Here is a 20,848-nt window from a genome sequence, read left to right on the forward strand (position 1 = left end):
CCTGGTTCTTGTTTCTAAAAGTCTATTTCTATGAACGTACAAGAGATCAAACAACGCTTCGGTATCATCGGCAATTCGCCGTTGCTTAACCGGGCTATAGATATTGCCAACCAAGTGGCGCCTACCGATATATCGGTGCTGATCACCGGTGAAAGTGGAAGTGGTAAGGAAGCTTTCTCGCACATAATTCATCAATTGAGTGCGCGTAAGCATGGGCCTTTCATCGCGGTCAATTGCGGTGCCATACCTGAAGGTACCATCGACTCGGAACTTTTCGGTCACGAAAAGGGAGCTTACACAGGCGCCATAGGCGAACGCAAAGGCTATTTTGAAACCGTTAACGGCGGTACCATCTTTTTAGATGAGATAGGGGAGATGCCGTTGGGAACCCAGGCGCGCTTGTTGAGGGTATTGGAGTCGGGGCAGTTCATCCGTGTGGGCTCATCCAAAGTTGAAAAGACCAACGTGCGCGTGATCGCCGCTACCAACGTTGATGTTTATGAGGCGGTGAAGGCAGGCAAGTTTCGCGAGGATCTTTACTACCGATTGAATACCGTACCACTACGCATACCTCCGCTGCGCGACCGCAAGGAAGACGTTTATCTGTTGTTCCGTAAATTTTCGGCCGATTTTACCGACAAATACCGCACGCCGGCCTTACAGTTGGACGAAGAAGCGCAGCAAGTGCTCACCAACTACAGCTGGCCGGGTAACGTACGCCAGTTAAAGAACGTGGCCGAACAATTGGCCGTGTTAGAGCGCGACCGCGTGATCACCGCGCAAACGTTGCTCAATTACATGCCGCAGGAGGCGGGTCGCAGCAACCTGCCCATGCGCCTCAACAACCAGCAGCAGGGAAACGACCTGTCGGAACGTGATATATTGTATAAGGTGCTTTTTGATATGAAGCGCGACATGGTAGAACTGAAAAAGCTGGTAGCCGAGATCATTGAGCATGGTGGCGTACCCGCCAGTTATGCCAACAACCCGCAGCAACTGGATCAGCTATACCATGATGTGAACTTGCCGGTAAGGCAGGAAACGCCACAATTTACTTTGCAGCCGCCCGTTGTAAATACGCACAGCCATCATGGTAACGAACCCGTTTTTACCCCGCATGAAGAAGAGGTGGAAGAATCATTGTCGCTTGTGGAAAAGGAGTCGGACATGATTCGTAAGGCCTTAAAGAAACACAAAGGTAAACGGAAGCTGGCCGCCAATGAACTGGGCATATCTGAACGTACCCTATATCGTAAAATAAAAGAACTGGACCTATAATGATAAAAAGATCTGTCCTGAGTGCATTAGTGTTGGTCATGAGCATGTTCTTCTCGGCTTGCTCGGTGACCTTGAGTGGTGCATCGGTGCCTTTAGAAATGAAGACCATCAACGTAGGATTTTTCGAAAATAACGCGCCCCTGGTAGTTAGTAACCTGAGTACCTTGTTCACCGAGGCGCTGAAAGATCGTATCCGTTCACAATCTCGCCTCAGCATCGTACGTGGAGAGGCCGATGCTATTATGGAAGGTACTATTACCGGTTACTCGATAGCGCCGGTATCTATCCAGGCCACTAACAACAATACAGCGCCTATCGCTACGGCATCACGCCTTACGATCACCGTGAGCGTTAAGTATGTGAACAATACTAAGGACAAAGCCAAATCGCCCAACTTTGAGCAATCATTCTCCAGGTATACCGATTTTACGGGCGATATCAACTCGCAGGAGCAGGCGCTGATCAGGATCGTTAACCAGCAGCTTACCGAGGATATTTTCAACAAAGCTTTTGCTAACTGGTAATGAATTTATTACTTTCAACCACGTGCAACATCATATGAATAATAGTCCGGCTCAACTCTTCAGGCACGTGCTGGCCAGCGGACCCACGCTTACCCAGGAACAGACCGATAGCTTGCAGACCTTGCTTTCCGCTTTCCCGCAAAGTGGTGTGCTGCATGCTATAAAGGCCCGCACAGGTTTAACTGTTGATGTTAACCGGGCAGCAGCATGGTTCGGCAATAGCGAAGTGCTGCAAAAGATCGTTGAGGCACCCGACGGCCTGGCCGAGGTGAACCCAGTACAGGTGATCGTTCAAAGGATCAAGCACGTTGTTGTGGCAGAACCTGAGCCCGAGCAAGCGATCGTGATCGATGAGCCTGAACCATTGGAGACCGAGGCTCAACATTCCGCGCCATCGACCGAAGATGATGACGAGATGCCAGGTGATATAGCAGGTGGTCGCAACTTTGCCCGCTTTAGGGAGGTACAGGTAGACGACACCGAGAAATTAGTGTTCGAGAACCTGGCGGCCAACGATTACTTTATGTTCGACAAGGCGGTCAACCGCGATGAGAGCCTAACAGATCAGGCAACACCAAAACGTGATGCTTATCACACACCACGCCAGCAACCTGCGCCGCAACCGCAGGAAGCCGCCCCGGCACCTGAAGAACCGGTGAACGTGACCCGCTACCATGACGATCAGCTGCCTTACAGCTTCTTATGGTGGCTTGATAAAACGCGTAATAAACATAGCGGCGTGTACCAGCCATTCGCTGATCCTAAACGGCATTACCGTAACCCGCCGCCGGGGTATTATCAGCCCGAGAGTATACCGGTACCGCAGGAAAATAAAAAGGAAGAACTGCTCGACCGTTTCATCGAGGTGGAACCTCAGCACATCAAACCACCTACCAGTGATAAACTGGCCAATGACGACAAAGCCAAGCAAAGTGCCGATGATCAGGAAGGACTGATCACCGAAACGCTGGCCCGCATTTATGCCGACCAGATGCTATACTCCAAAGCTATAGCGGCATATAAAATATTAATGTTGAAAAATCCGGAAAAAAGACGTTACTTTGCCGGTCAGATCGAGGTCTTAGAAAAGAAAATCAATTAACATAAAGAAATGTACTTAGTATTACTGATCATTGCCATCATCGTTTGCATTTTATTAGGCGTTATCGTGTTGGTGCAAAACCCTAAGGGTGGCGGTCTTTCTTCAAATTTTTCAAGCTCTTCGCAACTTTTGGGTGTGCAAAAAACAGGTGATATCCTTGAAAAAGGTACCTGGATCTTAGCGATCACTTTAATGGTGCTTTCATTAGCGATCAACGTAGCTATCAAAAGCGGTAGCAGTACTTCGGCAGGTTCACAATACCGTGACCAGATACAAAAGGCGTCTAAGCCAAGCGGTCCGGTAGGTAATACGACCGCTCCTTTGACCACTCCGGCCAAGCCAGTGGATACTACAAAAAAATAAGCATCATACACTACATGATATTCAAAGCCGGACGAGCGATCGTCCGGCTTTTTTATTTCTTATAATTTCAATACGCTTTACCATCGGTTAACATTAAATCGCGTATCATTGCACCGTTCGCTGACATCATGGCACTGTCATGCCATTGTAAGCTGACGCCAAGGGCGTTTTGCAAGTAGCGTTCAGCAGGGCACTGACAATAAAACAGCCATAACGCTGTCACCTTAGCCTTGGCACAGTTAGTGATGATTAGAGGACAGAAAAATTCAACATTAATTCAGTTTTAAAATATGTCATTGAACATTAAACCTATTGGCGACAGAGTAGTAGTAGAAGCTGCTCCTGCCGAAGAAAAAACAGCATCTGGTATCTTTATCCCTGATACTGCTAAAGAAAAACCTCAACAAGGTACAGTAGTAGCTGTAGGCGACGGTAAAAAAGATGAGCCACTGACCGTTAAAGTAGGTGACAAGGTTTTATACAGCAAGTATGGCGGTACCGAGATCACGATCGAAGGTAAAGAGTATTTAATGATGCGCGAAAGCGACATTTACGGCATCCTGTAAGTAATGAGGGATCGATAAGGGAAACAGAAGCAAAGAGGCATTAGCCCTCCTGATAGCTGATCCTGATTATCCGTTACTCATTTGTTCAACATTCAATCATTAAAATAGACATGGCAAAACAAGTAAAATACAACGTAGAAGCCCGCGACGCACTGAAACGCGGTGTAGATATTTTAGCTAACGCAGTTAAAGTAACCTTAGGTCCTAAAGGCCGTAACGTGATCATTGATAAAAAATTTGGTTCACCAGCGATCACCAAAGACGGTGTTACCGTAGCTAAAGAGATCGAATTGAAAGACTCCTTAGAGAACATGGGCGCTCAAATGGTGAAAGAAGTAGCTTCAAAAACTGCTGACATCGCCGGTGATGGTACCACTACTGCAACTGTATTAGCACAAGCTATCGTTACAGCAGGTATCAAGAACGTAGCTGCAGGTGCTAACCCAATGGACCTGAAACGCGGTATCGACAAAGCTGTTGCTGCTGTGGTAGCAAACCTGAAAGAGCAATCACAAACCGTAGGTGAAGACAACAACAAGATCAAGCAAGTAGCTACCATTTCGGCTAACAATGACGAGGTGATCGGTGCGCTGATCGCTGACGCTATGGGCAAAGTTGGTAAAGATGGTGTGATCACTGTTGAAGAAGCTAAAGGCACCGAGACCGAGGTGAAGACCGTAGAAGGTATGCAATTCGATCGTGGTTACCTTTCTCCATACTTCGTGACCAACGCTGATAAAATGGAAGCAGAGTTAGACAATCCTTACATCCTGATCTACGACAAGAAGATCTCATCGATGAAGGAATTGCTGCCTATCCTGGAGAAACAAGTACAGACCGGCAAACCATTAGTGATCATCTCTGAGGATCTTGATGGCGAAGCTTTAGCTACTCTGGTAGTTAACAAGATCCGTGGTTCACTGAAAGTAGCTGCTGTTAAGGCTCCTGGCTTTGGTGATCGTCGTAAAGCTATGTTAGAGGATATCGCCATCCTGACCGGTGGTACCGTTATCTCTGAAGAGCGTGGCTACAAATTAGAGAACGCCGACCTGAGCTACTTAGGTACTGCTGAAAAAGTGGTTATCGACAAAGACAACACTACTGTGATCAACGGTTTTGGCGACGCAGAAGGTATTAAAGCCCGCGTTAACCAGATCAAAGCACAGATCGAGACCACTACTTCTGATTACGATAAAGAGAAACTGCAAGAGCGTTTAGCTAAATTGTCTGGCGGTGTGGCCGTACTTTACGTAGGTGCTGCTACTGAGGTTGAGATGAAAGAAAAGAAAGACCGTGTTGACGATGCTTTGCACGCTACCCGCGCTGCCGTTGAAGAAGGTATCGTAGCTGGTGGTGGTGTGGCCTTCATCCGTGCGGTAGCTTCGTTAGGCGACCTGCAAGGTGCCAATGAGGACGAGAAGACCGGTATCCAGATCATCAAACGTGCTATCGAAGAGCCCCTTCGTCAGATCTGCGAGAATGCAGGTATCGAAGGTTCTATCGTGGTACAAAAAGTTAAAGAAGGCACTGCCGACTTTGGTTACAACGCTCGTGCCGACAGATATGAGAACCTGATCGGTGCAGGTGTTATCGATCCTACTAAAGTATCACGTGTAGCTTTAGAGAACGCCGCTTCCATTTCATCAATGTTGTTGACCACCGAGTGTGTGTTAGCTGATGATCCTGAAGAAGCTGCCGCTGGTGGTGCAGGTGCTCCTCCAATGGGCGGTATGGGCGGCATGATGTAATACATCACCGTCTATAATAATAGATAATAAAGAAGCCTGTCCGCAAAAGCGGACAGGCTTTCTTGTTTTTAAGACCATGTTTTTGTCAAGAAAGCCGTTTAAAGTTATTTCCAGTTAATCAAATGAATAACAAATGACACTATCCGTGTGTGGCCGTGTTAATTTTGTATGAAATATCAAATAAGCCTTTGGCAGGCATATCATTTGATATGTAGCATGTATTATGAGACTAGTAGCGCCTAAAAGGAAACAATTGCAGAGCAGGATATTTGAGTGGGTGATGATCAAAGGGCCTGAATTATTTGTTAGTTTAATGTCCTAAGCTTAAACTTGCCGCATGTTATTACGGCAATTAAGTTATATATATATTCCGTTGGTGGCACAAGCCTCCGTTGCTCCTTCACTTACCGATGTTTATAATAAAGCTTACCTCTGGTTAGCTGAACGTGGCCCCAAGATCGTTTTAGCGGCCATCGTTTTTTTTGCAGGCCTTTGGCTCATCAAAGCGCTTCGCAAACGCATGACAGCACGAATGCTCAAAAAGCAGGTGCATTCTTCCTTACAACCCTTCTTTTTAAGTTTGTCCATCACGGCCCTTTACATGGTATTAGTGATCGTTGTGATGGAGATATTGGATCTTCAGCTCACTATTTTCACGGCCATCATTAGTGCCGCTACCGTAGCTGCCGGTCTGGCGTTATCAGGTACACTACAGAACTTTGCTGGTGGTATCATGATCCTTTTGCTCAAACCCTTCGAGATAGATGATAATATCATTGCACAGGGCCAGGATGGCAAGGTGGTTTCTATACAGCTATTCTACACTGTGATACGCACCTTTGATAATAAAACGGTGATCATTCCTAACGGGAAACTGTTCAACGAGGTCATCGTCAACGTATCACGAGAGGGAAGTCGCAGGTTGGATATCGATTTCAAACTGGGCTTTATTGTTGATCCCGATGCGGTGATCGCTACGCTTGAAAGATCGGTAAAGGCGATCCCAGACGTGTTGCCCGCACCGGATAAGTATATCGGTATCTCACAGATCGATTTTGACGGCATCGTATTCACGATCAGGGTGTGGGTCAAACCTGGCAATTTTGGCACTACTAAACTCAAGCTCAATCAACGCATCATTAGTGATCTTAGAGATGCGGGTGTCAAATTCCCGGGTACCTGATCGTTTTGCATTATTATTCGATAGTTTTGCCTTATGAACAACAGCGGCATCATGCAGCGGGAGCAGATATCAGTATTTGATATATTTAAGATCGGTATCGGGCCGTCAAGCTCGCACACGCTCGGCCCCTGGCGTGCCGCTCAGCAATTTGTTCATTCGCTCCAACAACAGCAGGAGCTGGATCATGTGGTGCAGGTCAAGATATTACTCTATGGCTCGCTGGCCAAAACAGGCAAGGGTCATGGCACCGACATTGCCATCCTGCTCGGGCTCGACGGACACGACCCGGTCACCTTTGCGGTGGACCAGTTGGACGGTACCGTTGAGCACATCAAAAATGCTCATCGCCTCAACTTAGGCGGCAAACATGAAGTGAGTTTTCATTTCGATGATGACCTGATCTTCCTTTTCAGCGAGAGTTTGCCTTATCACCCTAATGCCGTTACTTTCCAGGCATTCTTAAGTACCGGCAAGGCCATCAGCGAAACGTATTATTCTATAGGCGGTGGCTTTGTGGTTAAGGAGGGCGCGGATAACAGCAAACATACAGAGGTTGATCTTCCTTTCCCAATAGACACCGCTAACGACCTGTTGCACTGGTGCCGCAAGACCGGTCTCAAGATATCAGAAGTGGTAATGGAGAACGAGCAGGCCTGGCGCCCCGAGATAAAGACACGTGAAGGCGTGCTGCAGATCTTCAGGGTGATACGGGAGTGCATCTACCGTGGTTGCCATACCACGGGCTATCTGCCCGGAGGCTTAAATGTGGCCCGTCGTGCTGCCCGGCTTAACCGCCGCCTCACTGGCGACAGGGGCTACCAGAACTTTACCGAATGGGTAGACGTGGTACGCCAGACCGGTAACGGCTTTCAGAATATTTTGGACTGGGTCAGCTGTTTTGCATTGGCGGTGAATGAAGAGAATGCTTCTTTTGGTCGTGTGGTGACCGCACCGACGAACGGTGCTGCCGGTGTGATCCCTGCCGTACTCATGTACTATATCGCCTTTTGCGATGGCTTCGACGATGATAAGATCGTCCAATTCGTACTGACCGCCAGCGAGGTGGGTAGCATATTCAAAAAAGGTGCTACCATATCGGCCGCTATGGGTGGTTGCCAGGCCGAGATCGGTGTTTCGTCAGCTATGGCGGCGGCGGCACTCACCGAATGTTTAGGCGGATCGCAGCGCCAGGTACTGATGGCTGCCGAGATAGCTATGGAACATCACCTGGGCCTCACCTGCGACCCGATCGGAGGATTGGTTCAGGTTCCCTGCATCGAACGCAACACCATGGGGGCCATTAAAGCGATCACCGCATCGCAATTGGCCTTGCAAACCAACCCGGATAATGCCAAAGTGAGCCTGGACGCCGTGGTGAAGACCATGTGGCAGACAGCCCTTGACATGAACTCTAAATACAAGGAAACCTCAGACGGTGGTCTGGCGATCAACATCCCGATCAGTTTGCCTGAGTGCTGATCAACTGATATGACACTGCTATGGTACGCTCCTCATACCAAAACGGCGGGTCCTTACGTTCAATATTCATTTTTAATAAGTATGTTCAAAAACATCATCCCCTATATCATTGCTTTTTTGCCTGCGATAGCCGTTGCTCAGCAACCTGACGCATTCACCATAAGCGGAAAATTGAACACGATCAAACAGCCTTTAAAGGCTTATTTGGTTTACCAGTCAGGCAATAGCCGTAAGGTAGATTCTACCGCTTTGCACGATGGTGCTTTTACCTTTAAAGGGCAGATTGCGACACCTACCAGCGCTATGATGATCATTGACCACCGGGGTACCGGCTTTACGGGCTTTAAAAGGACAGATGATGTATTGAATCTGTATTTAGAAAAAGGCAATATCTTCATCACCGGTACCGATTCGGTCTCACAAGCCAAGATATCGGGCTCCAAGATCAACGAGGATAATGAAGAGATCACGGCTATGATCGCGCCGCTTTATGCACAGTCAGAAAAGTTGTATGCCGAAATAAGGTCGGCCTCACCAGAACAGCAGCGTTCGCCGGTATACCAAAATACCATGCAAGATCGGTTCAAGGTTCTGCAAACCAAACGTGAGGCGCTGATCAAGGAGTTCATCGTATCGCACCCTTACAGCTATTTGAGCCTGATGGCGCTGAGCTCTATGGGCGGTCCTTCGGCCGATGTGAACGTGATCGAGCCACTTTATAATGGCCTGTCAGACGAATTGAAGAACTCACCGGCAGGTTCGCAACTTAAAGCTTCGTTCGCTGTCTTAAAAGCTACGGCGATCGGTTCGGTAGCTCCAGATTTCACCATGAATGATACGGAAGGTAAACCGGTCACCTTATCTAAATTTCGTAAAGACAATTACGTGCTGATCGATTTTTGGGCATCATGGTGCGGCCCTTGCCGCCAGGAGAACCCGAACGTGGTAAGGGTGTACAATAAGTACAAGGATAAAAAGTTCACCATTTTAGGGGTGTCCCTCGACCGCCAGACCGGCAAGGATGACTGGTTAAAAGCGATCAAAGATGATGGACTGACCTGGACCCATGTGTCAGACCTTAAATTCTGGAACAACGAGGCCGCAGCACTGTACTTTGTGCAAAGCATCCCGCAGAACTTCTTGATCGACCCGAACGGCAAGATCGTGGCCAAGAACTTACGTGGTGCCGACCTGGAGAATAAGTTGATCGAGATCTTTGCCGGTCATGCCGCTAAAAAGAGCGAGTAGATAGTATACTGCCGTCATCGCGAGAAACGAAGCGATCTCTGAATAGGATGCATCTCAGAGGTCGCTTTTTATTTGAATAAAAGCTTTTTCTTACCTTTATGTACGCAAAGGCGATGGTGTTCCGCCTAATTGAACCGCTGTAAAAAGCTGATGACGCCTGCCCGATAAATATTCATTTATTAAATTGCAGGCTCATGTTCAAGAACTTCACTACTCAAAAATTTTCTATCCTTTTTTACCTCCTGCGCTGGACGATGGTGATCATCCCGGTGGCGATCGCGGTAGGCAGTGCAGTAGCGTTGTTTCTGGCATTGCTGGGCTGGGCCATCCATTACCGGTTTGCACATCCCTGGCTACTATACCTGCTGCCACTTGCTGGTGTGGTCATTCATTTCCTATACCGCTGGTACGGCGCCTCGGCCGAAAAAGGCAATAACCTCATCATCGACGAGATACATCGACCCGGTGCAGGCATACCTAAACGCATGGCCCCGCTGATCTTGATCACCACAGTGATCACGCACCTATTCGGTGGGTCGGCAGGTCGCGAAGGCACCGCGGTGCAAATAGGCGGGAGTTTAGCCAATTGGATCGGTAGCCTTTTCAAACTGAACGAGGCCAATACACGTGTAGTACTTACCGCCGGGATAGCCGCAGGCTTTGGAGCAGTATTTGGTACACCGCTGGCAGGTGCCGTGTTCGCTATGGAAGTGCTTACCATAGGACGCATACAATACAATGCTTTGTTGCCCTGCCTGATGGCCGCCCTCATCGGCGATGCCACTGTGGCTGCCTGGGGCGTTCAGCATACGCATTACCATATCAACTTCACCACCACCGATCAGTTGATCTATGGGCATCACATCCCGGTCAACCTATGGTTGCTGTGCAAAGTGGTATTAGCGTCGGCACTGTTCGGACTGGCTGCCTACACATTTGCCCAATGTGTGCATGGGGTTAAAAGGTTTACCACTGCCTTCATTAAAACACCTTGGCTGATCCCGGTAGCCGGTGGTGTGACCATTATTTTGCTAACGCTGATCATAGGCCGCCCTGACTATTTGAGCTTAGGTGTCGATGCCGAGTATCCAGGCGCGGTCACCATCGTTTCGGCCTTTGAGCAGGGCGGCGCACATTTTTTCAGTTGGTTATGGAAGCTGATCTATACTGCCATTACTTTAGGTACCGGTTTCAAAGGAGGGGAGGTGACGCCATTGTTCTACATCGGTGCTACGCTGGGCAATACGCTGGCCGGTATCCTCAACGCACCTGTCAGTCTGTTTGCCGCACTTGGCTTCATTGCTGTATTTGCAGGAGCGACCAACACACCACTGGCCTGCACTTTAATGGGTATCGAACTTTTTGGCAGTGAGTACGCCTTGCTTTTTGCCGTAGCTTGCTTCACTGCTTTTTATTTCAGCGGCGATGTGGGTATTTACAGTTCACAACGACGACTCACCCAAACCCTCCCCAAGGGGGAGGGCTCTTTAGGTAAGGGTTTGTGGTGATCGTTCTGCGAAGACGATAACACTCCGGTACTTATTTGATATCCAGGTCGCCAATGTATACGCCTCCTTTGGCGTCCTTTTTCATTTGAAGCACAATGATCTCTTTCTTCTCTTGCGCAGTGCCATAGTGGGTATATAATTCAGCCATCACCGTGGTCGGTCCCGAAAGGGTGACCTGCGTATCACCGTAATAATCGATCTCGATCTTGTACGTGCCTTTGGTCGCCTTCTTCAGCACAAACTGTTCCGGACCGAAGCCGCTGGTCATATCATCAGAGATGCGGCCACCTGCAGCAGTTTGACGATGGGAATAATAGCATTTCTCCCCATTAGGGTCAGTGACCCAAAGGTCGATGTCCGTGTTGTTCTTGTTCCAGTTCATCACTATGCGCGCATCTACCGGCATGTTCCTGATGAGTTTGCGGTCGATCTGGCTAAGGTTCAGCTGGCCTTTATGTGCACTGATCAGGCGATCGATCTCGAACAGGAGCACTTCCTGTATACCGTCATACATGCTGTCGGCATCCTCAGTGTAAAACCTGGTCAAGGCATCGTAAAGCACGTCCAATGCTTGTTGATGCTGTCCCGCATCCTCTAATGCCAGGCCATAGTCGCGGTAGCTCTGGGGGTCCATGGGGCGTAGGTCGGCCACTTTTTTGAAGGCATACAAAGCACCCTGATGATCCTTAAGCTCTTTCAGTTTGTATCCAAGCATTTTGTATAGCTCGTAGCTGCCCAGGTCCAACTCGGCAAGGTTGCTGAGAATGCGCAGTCCCAGTTCACGGTCGCCTGTTTTAATAAATACATCGGCCATATCGAAGTAGAATACAGGATCACCGTTAGTGCCCTTACGTAACTCGAGGTATTTTTGATAGCGTGCCGCCGGTGCTGCCGCCCTGATCTGTTTTACATGATCGGTAGCCGTTGCCTGGTAATTGATGTTGATCGGGTTGCTCTTGACGGTGTCTGCTTGAGTTGCCTGACCTTTTTTGGTATTGATGATGACCACACCATTGGCTGCCTTTGAGCCATAGATAGCTGTGGCCGATGCATCTTTTAGTACCTGGGTCGAGATGACGTCATTGCTGTTAATGCCTTCAATGTCGCTAACCTGTTTGCCATCAACGATGTAGAGCGGTTGCGAAGTAGTAAGTGATGATACACCTCTGATCCGAACGACCGAGCTGGTAGCGGCCATTGTGCTTGTTGTTATGGCAAGGCCTGGCACCCGGCCTTGCAGGGCTTGTGTAACGGGCGCTGTTAAGGTCCGTCTTTCGGTACCGTATCCGGCCACTACAACGTCGTTCAAATTTCTTTGGTCTGCAGATCGTTCGGCTACCCGTCCTTGAACTACCGCTGGACTCGCCGATGCATTGCCCACAGGCTCATCTATTCTTACGGTCGGTGTTTGATACCGTTGTGAGTGAGCCGCCTTTGCTTTGCGCTTTTGAACCGGTTCTACCTTGGTGTTCCACCATTTTTGTAATTCGTCGGACATTTGATAAGCAGCATCTTTATTATCGCGCTTTTGTGCAATGCTTCGGTCGCCGCGATGTTTCATGATCGCATCATACTGTTGGCGTAGCTCGGCAGGTGGTTCTACCTCATATTGTATATAGTCATTCACGGTCTCCAGCACGATCAGGGAGGTGTTGCGCGTGATGATGCTGTAGCGTTTACCCAGACCCTCGATCACGGCACGGTTAGCTTCATAGTTCAGGTCCAATTCATTGATCTTTTTCTGCGCCCAAAGCTTACTCACCTCCACGCTTTCAACCTGATCTTTAGCAAGGTCAAGTGTTACTGTCTTCTCATAAGTGACCTTGTTACCATAGCCAAACCGGAGCGTGATGTTTTGGTTAGCGCTGCGAGTGATGCCGGCTATGGAAAAGCTTTGGCCTACTACTACCGGTAGCGATGGGTAAGTTTCCTCGGTAGTTCTATCACTCTTAATGCCCATAAACCGCAAAGGTTGATTGGTTAGTTTTTCTAATGCGTCCGTAGTTTCGGTAGTGTTGAGGTCGATCATGTCGCCGCCGCTCTTCATGGCGATCATATTGAGGTTGCTGTGGTTGGCCGTGAGCGAGGAGTTGATGCAATAAATGGGCTTACCTGCGCTGAGGCTTATACCTGCCTGGCCAAAGGTTTGAAGGCCATCGCTCATCAACAAAAATTCATCGGCCTGATAGCTTCCAAGTTTTAATTTGCCCAGGTCAGTAGCGCCATCGTAGACCGTTTTCTCCAGATCATGTTTTAAGGCCGACCAATCACCGGAATTGATCGGGTACTTCTTTGTTCGAAGGACGGTATTGCTGAACATCACCAATTCAACGGTCGCACTTTTCAGCTTTCTAAAATAGGCATCCAGCAGAGCCATGTCCTTTTTAACATCGCGCGAAGCGGCACTTAACGAAGCATCCCATAACAACCCGATGCGGGCCGGCAACGGTTTACTGATCACCTTTGGTTGTAGGGTAGTGCTCACATAATAATAGAACTTGTTACCCAACTGCTGCATCATAACTTCGGCGGCATTGGTCGCCTTAGGCATGCTGAACGTTATGGCATGGTCAGGAATGTAATTGCTTTTCTGAAGAGATGCTGTGTAAGCGTTCTGATGCTTATCGAACTGTAATTGATCAGGGTCATTGGCGGTCACGGGCGCGGCACCGTCCTGGATCACGGATGCTTTGAGCGAGAAGCTTTGCACGGTATCTTTAATGTTAAGGGGCAAAGTGAACTGCAGCTCGCCTTTTTTATTGGTGGTGATCTCTTCCTCATAACCAATGATAACTGTGCGGGTTGCATGCGGGTTAAGCGGATAAATGCGAGTGCGGAAGGTATTGCCTTCCACCTTTTCCAAAAGGCCCGGGTCTACGCGCCGGCGTTCTATCGATTCGAATACCACAGCTCCTTTGCCACGATCCACCGGAACTGCCTCCCGCATTTTGCCGTTGATGTCGAGCCCATAACGGCTAACGTTCACGCCGTCTTTAAGTGGGAAAAGCAGGTTGCCTTCCAGTATTCGGGAAGTGTTGTTGTAGAAGGTCATTTGCCACGTGGTGCGGCTAATATTGCCATAGATGGCGACGTCGATCTTCAGCTCTTTTAATTTGACGCCGCTATTAGTGTTCCCGTTCACCGTCAGTTGAGGCGACTGGCCGAACGCAGCGGTGAAGCTTAAAAAGACGATTTCAAAAAGGATGGTTAGGATGAAGAATGGCTTATTCATTGGTCTGTATTTTCCAATAAGATGCACGTGATCGCCAGATCCCATAAAGCAATTTAACTTTTTTAAGGACAACAAGCAGCTACAGCAAAGCAAGCCGTAAATGATGAGGAACCAGTTAAGGTTTTCTCTCGGGAGCGGAAGACCTATTTCAAACTCTTAGCTACCGGCGCGATGAGTTGTTGTACCCAGTTGGCGTACATTTTTCCTGATGGGTGCAGCCCGTCGGATGCGATGAGGCTGGCATCATTGAGTGCGGCACGGGAGGCGGGGGTAATGTCAATAAAACTCACGCCTGCCTTTTGGGTCTCCTCGCGGGCTATAGCGTTGTACCGGTCTATCTCAGTAGCGATCTGCTGACGGTCGCGGCCGCTGGCAAAAGGTGTAACGCCCCAGTCGGGAATGGACACCACAAAAACGCGTTGCTTATCGTTGTTGGCATATTTGAGCGCGGTGTTCAGCAATTGCACGAACTCAGTGCGATAGGTGTCGATATTGTAGCCGCGATACTGGTTGTTCACCCCAATGAGTAAGGTCACGATGTCGAACTTGCGATCGATGGCGCGGGTACTGATCTCGCGCATCAGTTCGTCAGTGGTCAAGCCGGTTCGGGCAATGATCACGGGTGCTTCGGCCTTGTAGTTGTTCTGGTTGAGGGCAGTGCTCAGTTGATGCGGGAACGATAACTCCTGAGGTACCGCCTCACCGATCGTGTAGGAGTCGCCCAAAGCAAGGTAGCTTACTTTTTGGCCATTGCCTTTGTAAATGGTATCCAATTTTGCCTGCGGAAGGCTTGTGGTCACGTCGTCCATATTCTTACCTGAGCAGCCTGCCAGGGCCGCAATGAACATAAATGCAAAGCTTATCGTTCTCATCCCAACATCTCCATACCAAAAAGTACGGAAATGTGGTGTTTAAGGATGTTCTTCACTTCATTTATATCTACCGGGTGCCCCAACTCACGCTGCATGGAGGTCACATCCTTATCATCTATACCGCATGGCACTATGTAGCCAAAGTAATCTAAGTTGGCGTTCACATTAAAGGCAAGCCCGTGCATGGTGACCCAGCGGCTGCAACGTACGCCCATAGCGCAGATCTTGCGGGCACGCTCATTGTCGGGGTCCAGCCAAACGCCGGTGTAGCCGGGGTAGCGGCCTGCGGTGATGCCATAGTGAGCCAGGGTCTGTATCACGGCCTCTTCCAGTGTGCGCAGGTAGAGGTGTATATCGGTAAAGAAATTGTCGAGGTCAAGGATCGGGTATACCACCAGCTGGCCCGGGCCATGATAGGTGATATCGCCACCGCGCTTGATGGGGTAGTATAGGGCGTTCTTTTCTTTCAGCCCGGCCTCATCCAATAATAAGTGATCGGGCGTGCCGCTGTTACCTAAGGTGAATACATGTGGATGTTCACAAAAGATCAGGTGGTTTGGGGTTGCAGTGTCCTCCACCGGCTCCTCGCCCGCAGTGGCCGCGGCCTGTCGGTTACGCAGTTCGCCCTTCAGCTTTACCGTGGCGTTGAATATCTCTTCCTGGCGGTCCCAAGCCTCTTTATAGTCGGTCAGTCCCCAATCGCTGAAATGTACTTGTTTGTTCTTCATGGTTCAAGCCTTTACGTAACCGATCATGTAGTCTTCGTAATGCAAATGGTGTACCTGGTACTGCTCCCTTACCTCATCCTTTTTTAGATCAACCTCGAAAGTTCCTTCAGGTGAGTAATCGAAAGGTTTGATGCGGATGTCATCCAGGAACGATACCTCTTTTTGGCCGTAGCATTTGTATACCGCTTCCTTGGCGCACCAGCAAACGTATAGGTGCGGTATCCGGTGATCAGGGTCTATCATATCCAGCTCTATGGGCTGCAAAAATTTGCCTGCTATCCGTTCTACCTTTTCTTTGATCAGCTCTATATCGATGCCTACGGGTCGGCTTTTACTGATCATGACGGCCGCGTAATCAAATGAGTGGCTTAGCGAGATATGATAGGGCAGGTTGACCAGATAAGGCTTGCCATGTGCGTCAACCTTACAATCGATGTACTCGGAGGTGTCGAGCATGGTGCGTAACAGCACCCTGGTGCCCAGCCAATGCAGGTGGCGCTTACCGTTCGATAGTCCTTCCAGGAAAGCCTGTTCCGCGTCATCAAGTTGCAACTGCTGATAAAGCGTATCAGCATCCTCTTCAATGCGCCAGAGGGCAAATTCAGTATCGTGATCTACCTGCTTACGGTATGCTATTGCCATAATTAAATTACAAAAACAGAGCGCAAAATTAGGTTAAATAATTATAATTTAGGCCGTGTAACCCGTCACCTGAAAATGATCTTATCAGATAAACGCATATTGGAAGAAATAGAGAAGGGCAACATCATCATCGAGCCTTTCAAGCGTGAGTGTTTGGGTACCAACTCCTACGATGTGCATCTGGGTAAGTACCTGGCCACTTACCGCAACCGCGTGCTTGACGCCAAAGTGCATAACGAGATCGACGGGTTCGAGATCCCTAAAGAAGGTTACATTTTACAACCAGGCGTACTTTACCTCGGCGTCACGGTCGAATATACTGAAACGCACAAGCACGTGCCTTTCCTGGAAGGTAAATCAAGCACCGGGCGTTTGGGCATCGATATACATGCTACCGCCGGTAAAGGCGACGTAGGTTTTTGCAATACCTGGACACTGGAGATATCAGTAGCGCAACCGGTAAAGGTTTACGCGGGTATGCCCATTGGCCAGCTTATCTATTTTGTGGTGGAGGGCGATATTGAAACCCTGTATAACACCAAGGGTAACGCTAAATATAATAACCCCACCACGCGCCCTGTCGAGAGCATGATGTGGAAAAATAAATTCTGATCTTCGGTTAAACTATTGGCCATTGGATGGTCTAACAAACACTTGCCTACCTATTATGATCAAAAGAACTGCCGCTGTACTGATGTTCGTGGCCTTTGCTTTAGTGGCCGCTGGTTTTGTTGCTGCTGATGACGACCCCATCATTCAAAAGATCGTATCACAATTAGAAAAATGGACCAACGACCGACCGCAGGAGAAGGTCTACCTGCAATTCGACAAACCTTACTACGGCATTGGCGATAACATATGGTTCAAGGCCTACATCACGGTGGGGCCTAAGCACCAGCTATCGGCCATGAGCGGTGCGCTCAACGTGGAACTCATCAACGAGCGCGACTCCATCAAACAATGGATCAAACTGCCCGTGACCAGCGGCGTTACCTGGGGCGACTTTGCCCTGGCTGATTCACTGAAAGAAGGCAACTACCGCATACGTGCCTACACCAACTGGATGCGCAACGCCGGCGACGATTACTTCTTTGAAAAAGCGATCACCATCGGTAATGGTGCTACTACTTCCGTATTCACTAAAGCCACATACAACTTCACTAAGGCCGCTACCGGCCAGCAGGTGAACGCCAATATCAATTATACCGACCTTGAAGGCACCCCGTTGGCCAACAAAGAGGTGAGCTACAACGTGAGGATGAGCGATAAGCAGATCCTGAAAGGCAAAGGAACCACCGATGCAAAAGGTGACCTGCAGGTCAATTTCGTTAACGCTACTCAGGCGCCGCTGAATACCGGCCGCATCAACACCCAGATCAAACTTGACGAAAAGCATTCGGCCACCAAAACGGTCTCGTTAAAGGCAGCTTCTGGTCAGGCCGATGTGCAGTTCTTCCCTGAGAGTGGCAACCTGGTGAACGGCGTACGCTCGCGTGTGGCCTTTAAGGCTGTAGGTCCTGACGGTTTGGGCATCGCGATCAAAGGTAGCATTAGCGATAATGATAATACCGATGTGGCTATTTTGGCCACCCGCCATTTGGGTATGGGCAGCTTTGCCTTTACACCTCAAAGCGGCAAGACCTATAAAGCTAAGATCACTTATCCTGACGGCTCACAAAGTACCGTTAACCTGCCGGCAGTAGTGTCAGAAGGCTATGTACTCACCGTGAACAACTCAGACACCGCCAATATTGGCCTGCGTGTTACCGGTAGTGCAGGCAGTGCACCCCAGCAACTTTACATTGTAGGGCAAAGCGGAGGGGATGTCCGCTATGTGGCCCGCAACAAGCCCGGCACAAATACCTTTAGTGCCATGATCCCCAAGAACAAGTTCCCGTCGGGTATCGCACAATTCACGTTGTTCAATTCGGCAGGGCTGGCGCTTAATGAGCGCATCGCCTTCATTCAAAGGGCCGATGATATGCTTAAGCTTACTGTAAACGCCGATCAGGCCACCTCGGGGCCACGGCAAAAGGTAAAGATCAGCATGAGGGCCACTGATCATGCCGGTAAGCCAGTAGTTGGCGCCTTTTCAGCCGCAGTGATCGATGTATCGAAGGTGCCCGTGGACGATGCTGCGGATATCAGTATCCAGTCGCAACTATTGTTAAGTTCAGACCTGAAGGGCTACATTGAGCAGCCTAACTATTACTTCACCAACCCTAATGAGGAAACGGCTGCTGACCTGGATATACTGATGCTTACGCAAGGTTACCGCCGTTTCGAATGGCGCTCGCTAATGGCCGATCAATTTTCACCCATAACTTTCCAGCCCGAAAAGACCTTGCAGGTATCAGGTGTGCTGAAGACCTCGGGCGGTAAGCCGATACCTAACGGAAAGGTCACCTTGTTCACCACGGCTGGTGGCGCTACCATATTAGATACCGTGGCCGATGCGCAGGGACGCTTCGCGTTCAAGGATCTGATCTTTAGGGATAGTACTAAATTCGTACTACAGGCCCGTACGGCCAAAGGTGGTAAAAATGTGGATATCGTGCTCGATAATCCGCCTACGCAAACCATCAAGACCAGGAACATCCCGGCCAGCGAGGCGGCTAATTCGGCAGCGTTGCTTACTTACTTAAGGTATAACAAAAAACAGTATGATGAAGAGGCCAAATATGGCATGGGCAACCACACCATTATGCTGAAAGCCGTTACCGTGACCGAGAAGAGAGTGAAACCGGGCCTCGAGAACTCCTCGAACCTGAACGGCGCCGGTAACGCCGACCAGGTGATCACCAGCGATTTTTTTGATAAGATGGGCTGTCCTACCATTGATATGTGCTTACAAGGCCGTTTGTTAGGCGTGATATTCAGGGGCGGGGTACCATACTCAACACGTAGTCAGAACACCCCGATGCAGATCATTGTGGATGGCGTTTATGTGGATCAGGATTACCTATCGACCATACCACCCATGAACGTGGCCAGTGTGGAGATACTGCGCACCATTGGCAACACCGCTATTTACGGTATGCGTGGCTCTGGCGGGGTAATGATCGTGAACACCAAACGCGGTGGCGAGTATAATGCCAATGCGGCACAGATCTACTCACCGGGTATATTGACCTATACGCCTAAAGGCTACTACTCGGTACGTGAGTTCTATTCGCCGGTATACGGCGACCCTAAGACCAACACCGCCGTGGCCGACCTGCGTACCACCATTTACTGGAAACCGAGCATCGTGACCGATCAGGATGGACGGGCATCGTTCGAGTATTATAATGCCGGTACCAGCGGTACTTACCGTGTACTGGTAGAGGGTATTAATGAAGATGGTTATTTAGGCAGGCAGGCCTACCGCTATAAAGTAGAATAAACAAGAAAAGGTCCGGCAAAGTTGCCGGACCTTTTCTTGTTTATACATCAACCTTTGTTAAGATAGAAGCGCTCCCAAAGATCTTCTGACTTGCTTAACGCGCTGCGGTCAAAGCCTTGGTCGCCACCGGGCATATTGCCGCCCCGGCCCATACCTCCGCCACGGCCGCCTCTACCGCCACCCATGCCTCCGCCCATACCACCACGGCCCATACCGCCGCCCATGCCGCCACGCCCACCGGGCATGCCGCCAACCTGACCATTGCCGCCTGAGGGGCGTGTGATACCGTTGATCTTAAAATTAAAGGCCCATTCGTTCTTGGTAATATCAGCACCATCAAAAAACCTTAGAGGGATCACCGCCTCGTAAACTAAATTGCCATCAGGGTCAACATCTAAGGCCGCTTTAAAACCTAAAGTATTGGTGCTGGTCAGTATATCATAATCAATATCCTTAAAGCCGGTCACCTTGATGTTCTTTAAGCGGCTCATGCGGGCCTTCCGCATCTCTTCACGGTCGGGAGCATCGCCGTTGGTTTGGGCTGCCTGTATGCGTTGGGCCATCATTTCGGCATTGTCCTTTTCATCAGCGACCGGGAAGGTCATCGTGTATTCGTTCTTCTTTTTGCCCCTGGTATTGATGCCTAAGGTGAGGCCGGCCATCAGTACACGTTCCTGTTCGCTGCGGTCATTAAAGTGGATGGCCACGTACAGGTTCTGTGCATCATTGGCCAGGGTATAGTTTAGTTTCTTATCGGCGTTGTAATAATACAAGCTGTCGCCCCAATCGTTAAGCTTTCCATCGATACGCACTGTAGATGGTGGCTTACGTAAGCTGTTGTGTTCTTGTGCGTAGGTGGTGCTGCTTAGCGCGGTGCAGGTCAATAAAAAGGCGCTGCAAAGTGATGTTCTCAACATACAGATCGGTTGTAATTAACTTGTTTTGTTTAGTGAAAAAAGCGAGAGTATGTTGTTGAAGAACGATAAATAA

Annotated in this window: 17 protein-coding genes and 1 riboswitch; of the genes, 12 read left to right on the top strand and 5 right to left on the bottom strand. The window is 49.3% G+C overall.

The genetic code is table 11. The features are described from left to right. The first annotated feature begins 30 nt into the window (after positions 1–30). The 10 genes from LLH06_RS05065 to LLH06_RS05110 all read left to right on the top strand — a co-directional run bounded on the left by LLH06_RS05065 (position 31) and on the right by LLH06_RS05110 (position 10,999). Positions 31–1,278, top strand: a complete 1,248-nt coding sequence (locus LLH06_RS05065; protein WP_228172176.1) for a sigma-54 interaction domain-containing protein — start codon at positions 31–33, stop codon at positions 1,276–1,278. Next, complete coding sequence (locus LLH06_RS05070) at positions 1,278–1,802, top strand: LptE family protein (protein ID WP_228172177.1); 525 nt, start codon at positions 1,278–1,280, stop codon at positions 1,800–1,802. Before LLH06_RS05065 ends, LLH06_RS05070 begins: the two co-directional genes overlap by 1 nt. 34 nt (positions 1,803–1,836) lie before the next feature. After that, entirely contained in the window at positions 1,837–2,904 is a 1,068-nt protein-coding gene (locus LLH06_RS05075) for a hypothetical protein (protein ID WP_228172178.1), read from the top strand. A gap of 9 nt (positions 2,905–2,913) precedes the next feature. Further along, on the top strand, positions 2,914–3,267 hold the full coding sequence (secG, locus tag LLH06_RS05080; protein WP_228172179.1) for a preprotein translocase subunit SecG: 354 nt from the start codon (positions 2,914–2,916) through the stop codon (positions 3,265–3,267). A gap of 290 nt (positions 3,268–3,557) precedes the next feature. Beyond that, complete coding sequence (locus LLH06_RS05085; protein WP_228172180.1) at positions 3,558–3,833, top strand: co-chaperone GroES; 276 nt, start codon at positions 3,558–3,560, stop codon at positions 3,831–3,833. A gap of 110 nt (positions 3,834–3,943) precedes the next feature. Beyond that, positions 3,944–5,581 carry a chaperonin GroEL gene (gene groL / locus LLH06_RS05090; protein WP_228172181.1) on the top strand — a complete coding sequence of 546 codons (1,638 nt, stop codon included), beginning with the start codon at positions 3,944–3,946 and terminating at the stop codon, positions 5,579–5,581. Positions 5,582–5,918: 337 nt separating this feature from the next. Further along, positions 5,919–6,764 (top strand): mechanosensitive ion channel family protein, encoded by an 846-nt coding sequence (locus tag LLH06_RS05095; RefSeq protein ID WP_228172182.1) that lies wholly within the window; start codon positions 5,919–5,921, stop codon positions 6,762–6,764. A gap of 51 nt (positions 6,765–6,815) precedes the next feature. Continuing rightward, the gene (locus tag LLH06_RS05100; protein WP_228173268.1) at positions 6,816–8,243 is read left to right on the top strand and encodes an L-serine ammonia-lyase; all 1,428 of its coding nucleotides are present in this window, start codon (positions 6,816–6,818) and stop codon (positions 8,241–8,243) included. Positions 8,244–8,324: 81 nt separating this feature from the next. Continuing rightward, positions 8,325–9,491, top strand: coding sequence for an AhpC/TSA family protein (locus LLH06_RS05105; protein ID WP_228172183.1), 1,167 nt, complete (start codon positions 8,325–8,327; stop codon positions 9,489–9,491). 100 nt (positions 9,492–9,591) lie between these two features. Then, positions 9,592–9,658: riboswitch (Fluoride riboswitch) on the top strand. A gap of 27 nt (positions 9,659–9,685) precedes the next feature. Continuing rightward, a complete protein-coding gene (locus LLH06_RS05110) occupies positions 9,686–10,999 on the top strand; it encodes a voltage-gated chloride channel family protein (protein ID WP_228172184.1) in 1,314 nt (437 codons plus the stop codon). A gap of 31 nt (positions 11,000–11,030) precedes the next feature. Here LLH06_RS05110 and LLH06_RS05115 read toward each other — a convergent pair whose 3' ends face one another. The 4 genes from LLH06_RS05115 to LLH06_RS05130 all read right to left on the bottom strand — a co-directional run bounded on the left by LLH06_RS05115 (position 11,031) and on the right by LLH06_RS05130 (position 16,473). Beyond that, positions 11,031–14,231, bottom strand: coding sequence for a VIT domain-containing protein (locus LLH06_RS05115; protein ID WP_228172185.1), 3,201 nt, complete (start codon positions 14,229–14,231; stop codon positions 11,031–11,033). Between the two features lie 143 nt (positions 14,232–14,374). Continuing rightward, entirely contained in the window at positions 14,375–15,103 is a 729-nt protein-coding gene (locus LLH06_RS05120; protein ID WP_228172186.1) for an SGNH/GDSL hydrolase family protein, read from the bottom strand. After that, complete coding sequence (gene lipB / locus LLH06_RS05125) at positions 15,100–15,831, bottom strand: lipoyl(octanoyl) transferase LipB (protein ID WP_228172187.1); 732 nt, start codon at positions 15,829–15,831, stop codon at positions 15,100–15,102. The genes LLH06_RS05120 and lipB overlap by 4 nt, the downstream gene beginning before the upstream one ends. 3 nt (positions 15,832–15,834) lie before the next feature. Then, positions 15,835–16,473 (bottom strand): 4'-phosphopantetheinyl transferase family protein, encoded by a 639-nt coding sequence (locus LLH06_RS05130; RefSeq protein WP_228172188.1) that lies wholly within the window; start codon positions 16,471–16,473, stop codon positions 15,835–15,837. 75 nt (positions 16,474–16,548) lie between these two features. On the opposite strand from LLH06_RS05130, the gene dcd reads away from it, so the two are divergent. Together dcd and LLH06_RS05140 are read left to right on the top strand one after the other, a co-directional pair. Beyond that, on the top strand, positions 16,549–17,085 hold the full coding sequence (dcd, locus tag LLH06_RS05135) for a dCTP deaminase (protein ID WP_228172189.1): 537 nt from the start codon (positions 16,549–16,551) through the stop codon (positions 17,083–17,085). Between the two features lie 55 nt (positions 17,086–17,140). Continuing rightward, positions 17,141–19,858: a TonB-dependent receptor gene (locus LLH06_RS05140; protein WP_228172190.1), complete on the top strand. Its 2,718-nt coding sequence runs from the start codon at positions 17,141–17,143 to the stop codon at positions 19,856–19,858. Positions 19,859–19,905: 47 nt separating this feature from the next. On the opposite strand, the gene LLH06_RS05145 is transcribed toward LLH06_RS05140, so the two are convergent. Continuing rightward, the gene (locus LLH06_RS05145) at positions 19,906–20,775 is read right to left on the bottom strand and encodes a hypothetical protein (RefSeq protein WP_228172191.1); all 870 of its coding nucleotides are present in this window, start codon (positions 20,773–20,775) and stop codon (positions 19,906–19,908) included. Positions 20,776–20,848: the final 73 nt, after the last annotated feature.

It is taken from the genome of Mucilaginibacter daejeonensis (assembly GCF_020783335.1).
In the GTDB taxonomy this organism is placed as follows: Bacteria; Bacteroidota; Bacteroidia; order Sphingobacteriales; family Sphingobacteriaceae; genus Mucilaginibacter; species Mucilaginibacter daejeonensis.